Annotated in this window: 12 protein-coding genes and 1 tRNA gene; 4 read left to right on the forward strand and 9 right to left on the reverse strand. The window is 68.1% G+C overall.

What is annotated here, in order from left to right:
• Window positions 1-30: 30 nt before the first annotated feature.
• The 3 genes from JDV09_RS05590 to aceE form a co-directional block, all read right to left on the reverse strand.
• Complete coding sequence (locus tag JDV09_RS05590; protein ID WP_221368237.1) at window positions 31-960, reverse strand: ACP S-malonyltransferase; 930 nt, start codon at window positions 958-960, stop codon at window positions 31-33.
• Window positions 961-1,103: 143 nt separating this feature from the next.
• Complete coding sequence (locus JDV09_RS05595) at window positions 1,104-2,393, reverse strand: PucR family transcriptional regulator (RefSeq protein WP_221368106.1); 1,290 nt, start codon at window positions 2,391-2,393, stop codon at window positions 1,104-1,106.
• Between the two features lie 40 nt (window positions 2,394-2,433).
• The gene (gene aceE / locus JDV09_RS05600; protein WP_221368107.1) at window positions 2,434-5,223 is read right to left on the reverse strand and encodes a pyruvate dehydrogenase (acetyl-transferring), homodimeric type; all 2,790 of its coding nucleotides are present in this window, start codon (window positions 5,221-5,223) and stop codon (window positions 2,434-2,436) included.
• A 185-nt stretch (window positions 5,224-5,408) separates the two neighbouring features.
• Here aceE and JDV09_RS05605 point away from each other — a divergent pair, with 185 nt between their 5' ends.
• The 4 genes from JDV09_RS05605 (at window position 5,409) to JDV09_RS05620 (ending at window position 7,197) form a co-directional block, all read left to right on the forward strand.
• A complete protein-coding gene (locus JDV09_RS05605; RefSeq protein ID WP_221368108.1) occupies window positions 5,409-5,987 on the forward strand; it encodes an Rv2240c family protein in 579 nt (192 codons plus the stop codon).
• Between the two features lie 102 nt (window positions 5,988-6,089).
• On the forward strand, window positions 6,090-6,515 hold the full coding sequence (locus JDV09_RS05610; RefSeq protein WP_221368238.1) for a DUF3052 domain-containing protein: 426 nt from the start codon (window positions 6,090-6,092) through the stop codon (window positions 6,513-6,515).
• Window positions 6,512-6,982, forward strand: a complete 471-nt coding sequence (locus JDV09_RS05615; RefSeq protein ID WP_221368109.1) for a peroxiredoxin — start codon at window positions 6,512-6,514, stop codon at window positions 6,980-6,982. The genes JDV09_RS05610 and JDV09_RS05615 overlap by 4 nt, the downstream gene beginning before the upstream one ends.
• Before the next feature lie 140 nt (window positions 6,983-7,122).
• Window positions 7,123-7,197 (forward strand) — tRNA-Val (locus tag JDV09_RS05620).
• A 107-nt stretch (window positions 7,198-7,304) separates the two neighbouring features.
• Here the strand turns inward: JDV09_RS05620 and JDV09_RS27405 are convergent.
• The 6 genes from JDV09_RS27405 to JDV09_RS05650 form a co-directional block, all read right to left on the reverse strand.
• Entirely contained in the window at window positions 7,305-7,523 is a 219-nt protein-coding gene (locus JDV09_RS27405; protein ID WP_221368110.1) for a toll/interleukin-1 receptor domain-containing protein, read from the reverse strand.
• Between the two features lie 190 nt (window positions 7,524-7,713).
• Entirely contained in the window at window positions 7,714-8,859 is a 1,146-nt protein-coding gene (locus JDV09_RS05630) for an LLM class flavin-dependent oxidoreductase (protein ID WP_372452848.1), read from the reverse strand.
• A 400-nt stretch (window positions 8,860-9,259) separates the two neighbouring features.
• Window positions 9,260-10,096, reverse strand: coding sequence for a 2-oxo acid dehydrogenase subunit E2 (locus JDV09_RS05635; protein ID WP_221368112.1), 837 nt, complete (start codon window positions 10,094-10,096; stop codon window positions 9,260-9,262).
• Window positions 10,097-10,411: 315 nt separating this feature from the next.
• Window positions 10,412-11,815 carry a DUF2252 domain-containing protein gene (locus JDV09_RS05640; protein ID WP_308124017.1) on the reverse strand — a complete coding sequence of 468 codons (1,404 nt, stop codon included), beginning with the start codon at window positions 11,813-11,815 and terminating at the stop codon, window positions 10,412-10,414.
• A 266-nt stretch (window positions 11,816-12,081) separates the two neighbouring features.
• Window positions 12,082-13,788 carry an amidohydrolase gene (locus tag JDV09_RS05645; protein ID WP_221368114.1) on the reverse strand — a complete coding sequence of 569 codons (1,707 nt, stop codon included), beginning with the start codon at window positions 13,786-13,788 and terminating at the stop codon, window positions 12,082-12,084.
• Between the two features lie 12 nt (window positions 13,789-13,800).
• A complete protein-coding gene (locus JDV09_RS05650) occupies window positions 13,801-14,196 on the reverse strand; it encodes a VOC family protein (protein ID WP_221368115.1) in 396 nt (131 codons plus the stop codon).
• Window positions 14,197-14,300 lie beyond the last annotated feature (104 nt).

The following is a 14,300-nucleotide window of genomic DNA, read 5'->3' on the forward strand; positions in this document are numbered from 1 at the left end:
CGGATCGTGCGTGGGTTGGATATGTACTTGTCAGCCGGCCGGGGTGCGGAGCGCGTCCGCAAGCCCGTCCAGGTCGGCGGGGGACTTGACGGCGTGCGTCGGCACCCCCTTGAGCTCGCGCTTGGCGATCCCGGTGAGCGTCCCGGCGGGCGGGAACTCGACGATTCGCGAGACCCCGAGGTCGCGCATCGTGGCGGAGCACAGGTCCCAGCGCACCGGGCGGGTCATCTGCGCCACCAGCTTGGTCATCGCGTCGGCGGCCGACGAGACCGGACGGCCGTCGGCGTTGGACAGCAGGGTGACCGTCGGCTCCGCCGGGTCGACCCGGTCGGCGACGGTGGCGTAGCCCTCCAGCGCGGAGGCCATGTAGTGGGTGTGGAACGCGCCGGCGGTGGCCAGCTGGCGCACCCGCGCCCGGGCCGGTGGGTCCTCGGCGAGCTTCTCCAGCGCCGCGAGCGCACCCGCGGCGACGATCTGCCCGGCCGCGTTGCGGTTGGCGGGTACCAGATCGAGGGCCTCGAGCCGGGCCAGCACCTCGGCCTCGTCGCCGCCGAGCAGCGCGGCCATCCCGGTCGGCTCCAATGCGCACGCCTTGGCCATCTCGGCGCCGCGGGTGGCGGCCAGCGAGACGGCCTCGTCGGCGGAGATGACGCCCGCGATCGCGTAGGCGGCGATCTCGCCGACCGAGTGTCCGGCGGCGACGATCTTCTCGTCTCCGGTCAGGATCCCGCGGGCGGTGAGCTCCTCGTGGGCCAGCAGGGTCGCGGCCACGACGAGCGGCTGGGTCACCGCGGTGTCGGTGATCTCCTCGGCGGTGGCGGTGGTGCCGAGGCGGGCCAGATCCAGGCCGCTGATCTCGGACCACGCGGCCAACCGCTCGGTCGCTCCGGGCAGCTCGACCCAGTCGGCGAGCATGCCGGAGGTCTGCGAACCCTGTCCGGGCGCAAGCAAGGCGAGCACAGTCTGCTGAGGCACGTCTCTAAGAGAACATTGTGAAGACGGTTTTGCGCGGTGTAAGAGATTATGAACCTTGTCTTATGTTTTTGTAGACATCCCACAAATCCGCATGTGATGCGATGTCATCGATACCCCGCCGCAACAAGTCACGGTCGCGCAGACGGCGCAGATGTGACCGGTATAACACCGGTGACCTGCCACGATCCGGCCGTCTGGGGGACCGGATGATGGGTCTGTCGGGACAGTCGGCAGACGGTGGAGGCCACCCGCAGCACGTAGGCGTCGCGCGGGACGGTGGGATCTCGGCCGGTGAAGTCGGCGATCCGCTTGAGCCGGTAGCGGACCGTATTTGGATGAACCACCAATTTGCGTGCGCAGGCCTCGATGGCGCCCCCGGAGTCCAGGAACGCGTCCAGGGTGTCGGTCAGCGCCGGACCGGCGTCCGACAAGGGCCGCATCACCTCGGCCTCCAGCGCCGCCGCGGCGGTCGCATCGCCCAGCAGGGCCCGCTCAGGCAGCAGTTCGCGCGCGAGTACCGGCCGGGGCGCCCCGGCCCATCCGGCGACGGCGTTCATTCCGGCGATCGCCTCGGTCGCGCTGCGGTGCGCGGCTCCGAGCGCGGGTGCGGTCGGGCCGATCACCACGGGCCCGTCGGCGAACACCGTCATCAGGTCGGCCAGGAACCGCTCGGTCGGTGACAGTCCGCCGGAGACGACGGTCACCAGCCAGGTGCCGTGCACGTCGGACAGCGCGGCCCGGCCGTTGCGGTTGGCGACGTCGTGGACGTCCTCGCTGGCGAAATCGGCGCGGCCCGGCCGTGGCGTCCCGACGATGACGGTGGCCGGCGCGGTCGCGTCCCAGTTCAGCGCGGCGGCCTGGGACTGAAGCTCGGGGCCGATGTCGCCGCGCACCACCGCGTCTACCAGGTTGGCCTCCATCCGGGTGTCCCACGCCCCGCGGGCCTCGGCCTGGTCGGCGTACGCGGTGGCCGCGGCGAACGCGAGGTCGCGGCTGTAGCGCAGGATCCCCGCCGTGAGCGCGGTGAGCTGCTCCTCCGAGCGGGCCAGCAGCGGAACGACCTCCTCGAAGAACTCCATCGTGACGCGGACCATCTCCACCGACTGGCGCAGGGCGATGCGCCGGCGCAGATCCTGGGGCACCACCTCGAACGCCTGCGCGGTGTAGCTGACGTCGCTGTCGGGTTCGCGCATCCACTCGACGAAGTTCATCACCGCGGTCTGGACGACCAGCTGCACACTGGCCCGCTGAGAGGCCTCCAGGTCGGAGAAGAACGGCAGCCGGTCCTCCAGGACGTGCACCGCCTCGGTGGCCAATCGGCCCGAGTACTGCTTGAGTCGGCGCAGCACCGATTCCGGGACGTTCTCCAGAACCTCAACGGTGGATCGCGGCGGGACGAACCGATTGTTGTCGGGCATCCCTAAAAGCTACGCCAACTTTCTGGCGAAACCCTCCAAATCAGGCGCTACCGGTGTCCTTGTAGGAAACCCCGGCGGCCATCACGTCGTCGATCTGGTACTTGTTGGCGGCCTCCACGGCGACCGACTTGTCGATGTTGCCGTCGTAGGCCAATCCCTCGAGCACGGCGACCACGACCGATTCGGCGTCGGTGTTGAAGAACCGGCGCGCCGCGGGCCGGGTGTCGGAGAAGCCGAATCCGTCGGTGCCCAGCGTGATGTAGGTGCCGGGCACCCACGGCCGGATCTGCTCGGGCACCGCCCGCATCCAGTCCGTCACCGCGACCACCGGCCCGGTGGCGTCGGCCAGCGCGGCGGTGACGTGAGGCGTTCGGGGCGTGCGGTCCGGGTGGCGCAGCCGTTCCTTCTCGACCGCCACCCCGTCCCGGTTGAGCTCTCCCCAGCTGGTCGCCGACCACACGTCGGCGGCGACGTCCCACTCCTCGGCCAGCATGTCGGCCGCCTGCAGCGCGGCCGGCATCGCCACGCCCGAGGTCAGGATCTGCGCCGAGTGCGACCGCGGCTCCGGTGCAGACCGGTACCGGTAGAGGCCCCGCAGCAGCCCCTCGACGTCCAGCCCGTCCGGCTGGGCCGGCTGCACGTAGGGCTCGTTGTAGATGGTCATGTAGAAGTAGACGTTCTCCGGGTTCTCACCGAACATCCGCTGCAGGCCGCTCTCGATGATGTAGGCCACCTCGTAGGCGAACGAAGGGTCGTAGGCCACCACCGCCGGATTGGTCGACGCGAGCAGCAGCGAGTGGCCGTCGGCGTGCTGCAGGCCCTCGCCGACCAGCGTGGTGCGGCCCGCGGTGGCGCCGAGCACGAACCCGCGCGCCATCTGGTCGGCGGCCGCCCAGAAGCCGTCGCCGGTGCGCTGGAAGCCGAACATCGAGTAGAAGATGTAGATCGGGATCATCGGCTCGTTGTGCGTGGCGTACGAGGTGCCGACCGCGGTGAACGACGACGTGGAGCCGGCCTCGTTGATGCCCTCGTGCAGGATCTGGCCGACCTCGCTCTCCTTGTAGGCGAGCATCAGGTCCGCATCGACGGCGGTGTAGAGCTGTCCGTTGCGGTTGTAGATCTTCAGGCTGGGGAACCACGAGTCCATGCCGAACGTGCGGGCCTCATCCGGGATGATCGGGACGATCCGCTTTCCGATCTCCTTGTCGCGCAACAGTTCCTTGAAGGTGCGGACGGTGGCCATCGTGGTCGCCACCTCCTGCTTGCCGGACCCCTTCTTCAGCGCCTGGTAGGTGTCGGGACCGGGCAGGGTCAGCGCCTTGGTCTTGGTCCGGCGTTCGGGCAGGAAGCCGCCCAGCGCCCGCCGCCGATCGAGCATGTAGCGGATCTCCGGGGTCTCGGGGCCCGGGTGGTAGTACGGCGGCAGGTACGGGTTGTCCTCGAGCTGCTCGTCGCTGATCGGGATGCGCTGGGCGTCGCGGAACTGCTTGAGGTCCTCGAGCGCAAGCTTTTTCATCTGGTGAGTGGCGTTGCGGCCCTCGAAGTGCGTGCCGAGCTGGTAGCCCTTGATGGTCTTGGCCAGGATCACCGTCGGCTGGCCCTTGTGCCCCATCGCGGCGTGGTAGGCGGCATAGACCTTGCGGTAGTCGTGCCCGCCGCGTTTGAGGTTCCAGATCTCGCTGTCGGTCATCGGTTCCACCAGCGCCTTGGTGCGCGGGTCGCGGCCGAAGAAGTGGTCGCGCACGTAACCGCCGTCGTTGGCCTTGTAGGTCTGGTAGTCCCCGTCGGGGGTGGTGTTCATCAGGTTGACCAGCGCGCCGTCGCGGTCGGCGTGCAGCAGCGCGTCCCACTCGCGGCCCCACACCACCTTGATGACGTTCCAGCCCGCGCCACGGAAGAACGACTCCAGCTCCTGGATGATCTTGCCGTTGCCGCGCACCGGGCCGTCCAGGCGCTGCAGGTTGCAGTTCACCACGAAGGTCAGGTTGTCCAGGCCCTCGTTGGCGCCGACCTGGATGAGCCCGCGGCTCTCCGGCTCGTCCATCTCGCCGTCCCCGAGGAACGCCCACACGTGCTGGTCGGAGGTGTCCTTGATGCCGCGGTCGTGCAGGTAGTGGTTGAACCGGGCCTGGTAGATCGCGTTCATCGGGCCCAGGCCCATCGACACCGTGGGGAACTCCCAGAAGTCGGGCATCAACCGCGGGTGCGGGTAGGACGGCAGGCCGCCGCCGGGGTGGCTGTGCTCCTGGCGGAAGCCGTCCAGCTGGTCGGCGGTCAGGCGTCCTTCCAGGAACGCCCGGGCGTACACACCCGGCGAGGCATGGCCCTGGATGAACACCTGGTCGCCGCCGCCGGGGTGGGCTTTACCGCGGAAGAAGTGGTTGAACCCGACCTCGTAGAGGGCGGCAGACGATGCGTAAGTCGAAATATGGCCACCCACACCGACTCCGGGGCGCTGGGCACGGTGCACCATGATGGCGGCGTTCCAGCGGATCCACGCGCGGTAGCGGCGCTCGACTTCCTCGTCGCCCGGGAACCACGGCTCCAACTCGGTCGGGATGGTGTTGACGTAGTCGGTGGAGGTCAGCGCCGGGATCGCGACGTTGTGTTCACCGGCCCGCTCGAGCAACCGCAGCATCAGGTAGCGGGCGCGGGCGGGCCCGGAACGTTCGAGCAGATCGTCGAAGGATTCCAGCCACTCGCCGGTCTCCTCGGGGTCGATATCGGGCAGATACGAGGCCACGCCTTCCCGGATGACCCGAACACGGTCGTGATCGGCTGTGCTACTGGAGTTTTGGGCCAGGTCCTGGCGCACGAACTCGGTGGTCAACTTCCGCTCCTCGGTAGGCCGGGTTACTGGCGCGCCGATCGGCCGAGGGGTTTCCCCGCCTTTGCGGCGCGCGCGGACACTATCCTTCTCTAATCCTGCCCCATTCGCACCGTCGGGTGTGGTGAGTGCGGTGAACCGCCGATCGGTGGGTGAGCGCCCAGCCGAACCGGTAACGTCTGCAGACCGTGCTGATCGGTTGGCTGAGCACCCCCCGTGCGCGGCTCGCCGCCTTCACGACAGGTGTCTTTGCTGTTCTGGCCATGATCGTGGTCGGTTGCACGAACATCACCGACGGTGATGCCACGGTCGCGCAGGGCGATGCCCCGCTGTATCAGGCGTCGGTGTCGGCCTCGATCGAGGAGTCCGCGGCCAGCTCCAGCGCGCGCGAGTCCGAGCGGCAGAGTTCGCTCACCCAGCAGGCCGTCCACACCGCCTGCGAGGCGCTGAGCTCGAGCAGCGCCGACGCCATCGGCGCCTTGAACGCCTATGTCGACGCCTTCAACGCCGGCGTGACCGATGTCGGTTCCACCGCGGGCCCGGCGGTGGACGCGTTGAACCACAGCGCGGACCTGGTCTCGGCCAGCATCACCGACCCGTTGCCGCCCGAACTGGGCGCCGCCCTGACCCGCTGGGTGGACGCCGCCAGGGCCGTCGCGACGGCGATCGCGGCCAATTACGGAACCGCCGAGTTCAACTCCGCAATCGCCGACCTCAACGACTCCAAGACCACGGCACTGGACCGATGCGACGCGGCATATCGGTGAACCTGGCCGCCGGGGCTTGCTGTCGGGACGGGCCGTGCGACGATAGGGCTTCGAACATGACCGAGCGCACAGTGCGACGAGTTGGCTGAAGGAGGACTGACCGTGGTGTCGGCGGGTGACCCCCCGAACTACGCCCGATTGCTGGGCATCCAAAAAGATCAGGTTGTGCAGGAGTTCGGGTGGGACGAGGACACCGACGACGACATCCGGGCGGACATCGAGGACGAGAGCGGCGGTGAGCTGCTCGACGAGGATGCCGACGAGGTGGTCGACGTGGTGCTGCTGTGGTGGCGCGACGGGGACGGCGATCTGGTCGACACCCTGATGGATGCCATCACCCCGCTCGCCGACGACGGCGTCATCTGGGTCGTCACGCCCAAGACCGGCCAACCGGGCCACGTCCAGCCCGCCGAGATCGCCGAGTCGGCACCCACCGCGGGCCTGATGCAGACCTCGTCGGCCAACCTCGGGGACTGGATCGCCAGCCGCCTGGTGCAGCCGAAGTCCAAAGCCGCCGGAAGGCGATGAGCGCGGTCGGCGACCCGGCGCCGGACTTCACCCTCAAGGACCAGAACAACCAGCCGGTGACGCTGAGTGGGTTCCGCGGCGCGCGCAACGTGCTGCTGGTGTTCTTCCCGCTCGCGTTCACCGGCATCTGTCAGCGCGAACTCGACGAGATCCAGCAGCGCATCGACGATTTCGACAACGCCGACACCGCCACGCTGGCCATCTCGGTGGGGCCGTCGCCGACCCACAAGGTCTGGGCCGCCCAGCGGGGGTTCACCTTCCCGGTGCTGTCGGACTTCTGGCCGCACGGTGAGGTCAGCAAGGCCTACGGCGTGTTCAACGAGGACTCGGGTTTCGCGAACCGGGGCACCTTCGCGGTGGACCGCGCCGGGGTGATCCGGTTCGCCGACTGCCGAGCGCCGGGTGAGGGTCGTGATCAGTCGGTGTGGTCGGCGGCCCTGGCGGCGGTGGCGTCGCCGGCTGGCTGACGGGCGCCCCTGCTTGCCGAATGTGCATCCACTGCGAGTATCCGGCCGATTTGTCGCTGTCAGTTCACGCTCGGCGGGCAGTTGTGGCCGGATGCGGGATTTCCGTCCGTACGCCTGAGCCGTGTAGCCTGCCCGGGATCGGGCGCGTAGCTCAGTGGTAGAGCTCTGGTTTTACACACCAGCGGTCGGCGGTTCGATACCGTCCGCGCCCACCATCGAATTCTCAGTTCAGCGCCATGCGTGGCGGTTATGACGATCCCAGAAGGAACGTCGATTCACGGCGAAGTTGCCAAGAGGTCGCCAATGGACGGCGGTGACGCTGCTACTGGCCGGGCGGCGCCGTCGAGGAGGCTGCATACGAGCGGCTGCTGACATCCCAACGGTCGAGGCAGACGTCAACCCCGTTCCCGCGCAACCTGGATGCCAGTTGCAGAACCCAATCCTTGTGCTCGTCATCGTCGTGCGAGTAGGACATGAAGCCCCGCGGTGCAGTGGCCACGCCCTCATTCTGCAATGCGGCGGCGACGGCCTTCCTGCCCATCACGAGCTGGTGGCGAGCACTGACCGCGATACCCGCGATGCGCGGACGCCGCGGAGTGTCCCGAGACCTGTCCGCCCCGGGCGGTAACGTCGGGAGGGATGCGTCCGCGGTGCCTGGTGTCCCGCGCCGTCATCCGATGGTGGATGATGGGCCAACCAGCCGTTTCGATTCCGACTCATTGGCGGCTCGCTCAGAGTCTGCGTAATCCGCGGACGATTTTGGCGAAGGGAAAAGTCGCCGCCAATCCCCGGCGCAGGTTGGGCTGCATCGAACTGACATTGCACACCACCGCGTAGCGCAGGCCATGGTCCCGCCATTCGGCCACCTGGTCGATCACCTCCCCGGGCGTCCCCGCCAGGAGCCCCTCCCTCACCAACGAGACCGGAACATCCGTGGTATAGGACAGAACCGTCTGCTCATCGAGGACGTACGGCAGAAGATCTTGCACCCCTGTCGCATCCACGCCAAGCGGATGCTGTAGGCCATGGCGCCTCCAGACCTCGCCCGGCAAACTCAGCTTCGACGCTTTCGCAAACGGCGAGCTCAGGGCTTCGTCGACCTCATCACGGCTGCGGCCGGTCGACACGAAAAACAACATCGCAGGCAGGATCGACATCGGGTCGCGCCCCACGTCGGAAGCGGCGGCCCGGACCACCTCCAACTTGGCCGCATAGTCCTTGGGAAGAAACACGAGCACGGGTACCCAGGCATCGGCGTAGCGACCGGTGATGCGCAGCATCCGTGGGCCATGGGAGGCGATCCAGATCTCCGGCCACCTGCCCCGGTAGGGCGGGAGGTCGAACAGCGCGTTGCGCAGCGGAAAGTACGCGGAATCACGGGTGACGAGCTGGCCCCCCGAATCCCACAGCGCCCGGATGGTCGCGATGGCTTCTTCAAACCGTGCCACCGGTCGCGACCAGTCCACCCCGTAGGGTTCGTTGCCCTCCCGTTCCCCGGTGCCAATGCCCAAGATGGCGCGGCCCCCGGTGAGCAGATGCAACGTCGCGGCAGCCTGGGCGGTGACGGCCGGGTTGCGCCGGCTGGCGTCGGTTACTCCGATCCCCAGCCGCAGCCGACGCACACGATGACGCGCAGCCACATTCCCGAGCAGTGTCCACGGCTCCAGGTACGCATCGATTTTGGGCGCCAATCTGGCGGCGCCCATGTACTTCGGCGTGGCGACCGCACGCGGAAGAAACGCGTTGAGGTGGTCGGGCAGCCAGAACGAGTCCGCCCCGCTGGCCGCGGCGGTCAGATAGGTCGCATTCACCAGCGCGGTCGGCGCATGGGGCACATTGACCGGCAGTTCGGCGACACCGACCCTAAAACCGGACACGGCATTTCCTCCTGTCCTCTTACCGGTTCCACCGTTTAAACGATCGGAGCAGCCCGTAAACCTCAGAAGTAGAGGCATAAGACCCGAACACGAGAGAACTAACGGTCCCCGGTACGAGCAGTGGCCCGCTCACGCGGAGCTATCTGACCACCCAGCCGGAGTCTGCCGTGTCCGCCGGCACTCAGCTACGTCCGATTCCCTTGTTGAGCAACCCAGGCCGCTCCGACGCAAGCATCCGCGACTCCACGACTTGGCGACAGGTCGACCTATGGAAGATCCAGCGGAAGTGGCTAGCATCGCCGCACCTCGCCTGCCAGCATCCTCGGGTAGCGACACGCCACTGATGGTGGAGCTGACAATTTTTGCCGGGCGAACTCGCAGTTCCCTACACCTTGGCCTTCTACGAGCGCGGTCTTCTTGCCGCTGCGGTCGCTGGCCTCGTGCTGTTCGACCGCGCCGAGGCACGCTGCCTCTTCCGTGGCGGGATGGATCTTGGCACCGGGTCGAAGGCGGCGGGATCAGCCAGGTAAGCGCGGAAGATGCGGGCCATCGTCGCCGCCTGGTAGCCGTCGACGAACCGGTGATCCAGACCAATGGTCAACGGCAGCACCGGACACACTACGGGTTGACCGCCTAGCGCCAACACCTTGTCGGTCACCGCACCCATCATGATCCCAAATGGCACGTGGCAGAAGGTCGGCCACGGGGCAGCGGCCGAGTCCAGGCCGTAGGTGCCCACGTTGCTCACCAGTATCGAGCCATACGGGCGGGCCTCGACCCCAAGGAAGGGAAGGGGCAATTGGAGGCTTTCGGTGACGAAACCGATGGCATCGATCACCGGGCGCAAAAGAAACGACGGCAGCGCCTGGACCATGGCCTTGGTCTGCTTGAACTGGGGATCAGCGCCATGGCGAATGCGCGCGACCCGATCGGTGAGTTCCTCGGCGATCACCCAGGGCGGCTTCTCATTGACGCGACGCACAACGGCGCCCGATAGATCGGTGCCGGTCGCTTCGGCTCCGGTTACGAGATCTGTTCGCAGCGACACCACAAAAAAGCAGTCGATGGTCGGCGACGGCAGAAAGCTGCCGAACACCACCCGGCCGTTAAGGCCCGGCAGCGCTTCGAGGACCTTGCCGGCCGCCCTCCCCACGAGGTCCATGGGAGTGACGTGTTGGCCCGTGGCGTCGCGGACCTGGCGGAGGTAATCGAGCAGCCGGGCGGCTTCGATGTCCATCGTGGCCACAATCATTGAGTCTTTCCGCGGGCGCCACGTCGCCATGGCTGTCTTCCGCCAGACCGAGAGTGGGATGGCGGATGAGGCAGTCGAGATCATCGGAACTCCTCTCCAAGGCAGACACCCGAGTGTCCAACCGCAGTCCATGCACCGCGAGAGGACAAGGTCCCTTTGCCGTGCGGCAGCTGCTACCCGCGAGCAGCTCGCCGTCCTCATGGAGGAACTTCCGAGTCATTTCATTCGGGCCGCGACCGAGGAGTCGATTCGCGGTCGACACGTCTACGTCACAGCCGGGTGATGTTTCTCCCCAAGGTTTCAGCCGAGGTCACGAGTCGCGGCGATCCGGCCCCGGTCGATGGCTGCGCAGTGCGTTGCGTAGTCGCGTTCGGTGATGTCGGCGTAGGCTTCGGCGAATTCCCCGATGACTTCGTCGAAGGTCTCGTCGTCGCCGACATAGCCCGCGATCATCGCCGGGTCGCCGGTGCGGGCGTGGGCCACCGCCAGCGTGGCGCCACACAGCGCCGCATAACGCTGCAGCATCTTGGGGCTCATGTCCTCGACCGCCAACGATCCCTTACCGTCCCAGAGCTGACGAAAGTAGTAGTCGCGGTGGTCAGTGGGACGCTCGTATCGCGACCATCCCAAGAAGATGTCCCCCGACGACTGCATCAGCCGCTGGCCTCGGACCACCCTTTCCCCGGCCTGGTGGAAGGCGCTGGGACCAAGATGGGCTTCCAGGACCGACGCGACGGCCTCCTTGAACTGAAGAAACAGCGGTTCACCATCGCCTGTGACCAGCAAGAGGATCAGGCATCGGGTGCCGACGCTGCCCACCCCGACCACCTTGTGCGCCACGTCGACGAGCCGGTATCGCCGAAGCAACAGCTGATGCTCGAGCGGTAGGGAGTCGAGGTAGCCCAGCAGGAAGTCCTGCAGGCGTCCCAGTTCGTGCTCGATGTAGTCCTCGTCGAACCGCACGATCAGTGGCGAATCGGCCTTGATCCGCGGTTGGTTGTCGACGGTCTCGGTGAGCCGGCGAAAGGCGCGCAGGCTGTTCTTGACGGCCGCCTTGTCAGCGGCGCGCTGGGCGCTGCGCCGCGACTGCGCGCCCGTGCCGAGCTTGGGGATCAGCGATGCGTAGTCCAGGCGGAAGTACTGACGGTGCAGCGGGCTGACCGGTATCGCCTGCGCCATCGCCTTGCGATACTGGGCAACTGCGGCGCGGGTCGCGGCCATCCCCTTGGAACGGGGAATGCCCAGGTTTCGTGCGGCGATCGTGACGCTGGCCGCCAGCCGCTTGACGTCCCAGTCGAAGGGGCCCGGCAGGGTCTCATCGAAGTCGTTGAGATCGAACACGAGTCGGCGGTCGGGACCTTTGAAGAGCCCGAAGTTGGACAAGTGGGCATCACCGCACAGTTGCACGTCCAGCCCTGTGGTGCGTGGTGTCGACGCCAGATCGGCGGCCATGATGGCCGCGCTGCCCCGGTAGAAGGCGAACGGACTGGCGCTCATCCGCCCGTGGCGGATCGGCACGAGTTCGGGCACCCTGTCCTGATCCTGCCCGACCAGGACCGAGACCGGGTCGGCGCGATCGGTTTGAGCGGGCACCTGGGCCAGCGTCGCCAGCGGCGCGTCGGAACGGAGGGCTCGGCCCTCGGCTTTGCGCTCCTTGCTGCCGGCGAGTGCCTGGTGGCGAACGACTCGGTCCCATTCGTGCACCGGAGGCTCCTTTCGCCGGCTCTTCACGGGCGAACCTACCCCCCGATCGCCTCGGTCCGGGCGAACCCGGACCGACCGAGAGCGGCTTCGAGGCGTGCTCGGTGCGGTGCCCCCGGGCCGGTGCCACCGGTTGACCGCCTCGAACATCGTCAGAGGTTCGCGGGGCCGGCGCGGTTTGGTGCTGATGACGGGTGGTGGCTCCCGGGTGCCGTCGAGCGCTTCGGCTTCGGGGCGGTCGGCGGTTCGATCCCGTCCGCGCCCACCGCTCAGCAGCACCCCGCCGTGCGCTCGGCCAGGTGTGCGTGCGCGCTGTTGTCGCCGCCGCCGACGGCGGCCAGGAAAGCGTCGAGGTCTATGCGTTGCCCGCCCAGCCAGGTACCGGTCACCCGGACCGTGTCGATCAGCTCGGCCGGCTCGACCGTCCACGGGTCGGCGGTCAGCTCGACGAAGTCGGCGAGCTTGCCCACCTCGATCGACCCGACCAGGTGATCGCGGCGCAGCGTCCTCGCGGCGTTGATGGTCTGCGCGCGCCACGCCGCGTCCAGCGAGATGGCCTGATCGGCGGCGTGCACGGTGCCGCCGCGGGTGCGGCGGGTGACCGCGGTGGCGATGTTGACGACCGGCGTCGGCGGGGACACCGAACCGTCGTTGTGCAGCGACACGCACGCACCGGAGTCGACGGCGTCGGCGAAGGCTGCCCAGCGGGCCCCGAATTCCGGTGCGAACATCGCACCGTCGAGCAACTCGCCCCAGTAGTAGTACTGGAACGGGGCCATCGACACGTGCACCCCCAGCCGGGCGGCCCGGTCGAAGTGCGCGCGGGTGCCCGCCCCGCAGTGTTCCAGGCGCCAGCGGTGGTCGGTGCCCAGCAGGCCGTGCCTGTCCAGCGCCCCCTCGTAGGCGTCCAGCGCGAGATCCAGCGCCAGGTCGCCGTTGGCGTGGAAGGCCATCTGCCAGCCGGCCGGGGCGGCCCGGTCCAGGATGGCGTCGAGTTGCTCGCGGGTGTAGTTCATCGAACGCGCCCCGCCGGCGACGGCCGGGTCGATCCCCGCGGTGCGGGTGACCTCGGTGTCCAGGTACGGGAACGAGATCGCGATGTTGCCCACCCACGGCGAACCGTCGGTCCACAGCTTCACCCCGGCCTTGGTCAGCCAGTCCTCCCCGGCGGCGAAAGACGTTGGTCGCCAGTAGGTGTCGGTGATGGACATCTCCCACATGCTGACCCGCAGCGGGCACGACGGCGCGGCGGCCAGGGTTTCGTAGCCGGCGGCGAACTTCGGGTCGTAGGTCATGTCCGAGGTCGAGGTGTACCCGCCGCGTGACATCAGCGCGTAGTACCGCGCCGCCGAGAGCAACGGGTCGCCCATCTGCGCCATCAACGGGCCGGTGACCTCGGTGAGCGCCGGCAGCTCGAAGCCCTGGCCGTTCAGCGCGCCGGCGGCGGTGCGTCCGTAGTGCGCGGCCACCGGGTCGGCGGGCGGGTTGGTGTCCCAGCCGTAGCGCTTCATCAGCGCGGTGTTGAAGTACACGCCGTGGCCGGAATTGTCGGTGACGACGGTGATCCGGTCGCCGAAGATCGCGTCGAGTTCGTCGGCCTTCGGGCTGGGGTGACCGTGCAGCAAGGCGTCGAAGCCGGCGAACCACAACGGCGTGTCCCCATCGGAACCGGCGATCGCCTCGGCGAACACCTTCTCGACATCGGCCCAGGTGGGCGCGTCCCAGGGTGCGATGGACCGGGCCGGCGCCTGGGTGGCGATCCCACTCATCAGCGGATGGCTGTGCGGCTCAACGAATCCCGGCCCGAGAGCGGCCGCCCCGGTGTCGACGACCTCGGCGTCCGGCAGCGCGGAACGGCACTCTTCGAGGCTGCCGACCGCGACGATCCTCCCGTCCGACACGGCCACGGCCTGAGCACGTGGGGCATCCGGGTCCATGGTGATGACGGTGCCTGCGGTGAGAACCCGATCGGTCATGGCCCCAGTCTGTCATCCGGGCGGGGCGAAGAACTCCAGAGCGATGCCATCCGGGTCGCGGAAACCCACGCCGGATCCGTAGTGCGCGTCGACGATTCCTCCGTGGGTCAACCCGAGCGCATCCAGCTTCTCGGCCCAGGTCTGCAGTTCGGCGCGCGACGCACACCCGAACGCCACGTGGTCGAGACCGGCGCGGAACTCCGAGAACTTCTCGTCGGGGGCCGGGGTGGTGTGCTGGTGGACGCCGAACAGCGTGGAGCCGCCGAGCAGCCACACCATGTGACGGAAACCGGCGTCGGTGTCCTCGTCGAGGACCGGATCGGCGCCGAAGAGCGCGCGGTACCACGGTCCGCTGACCGCGAGGTCCTTCACGGTGACCGCGACGTGGGCCAACCCGGGAAACGTCATCGCAGGGTTCCTCTCTCGAGTGGATGCGTCGGTGCCGGTGTCACTCTGCCCCCCGCCGGCCCGGCCCGGGCCCGGATCGGTGGAATTGGGCCGGATCGGTCAGG

Origin of the sequence: Mycolicibacterium xanthum (assembly GCF_019710635.1) — a bacterium.
Lineage (GTDB): Bacteria > Actinomycetota > Actinomycetes > Mycobacteriales > Mycobacteriaceae > Mycobacterium > Mycobacterium xanthum.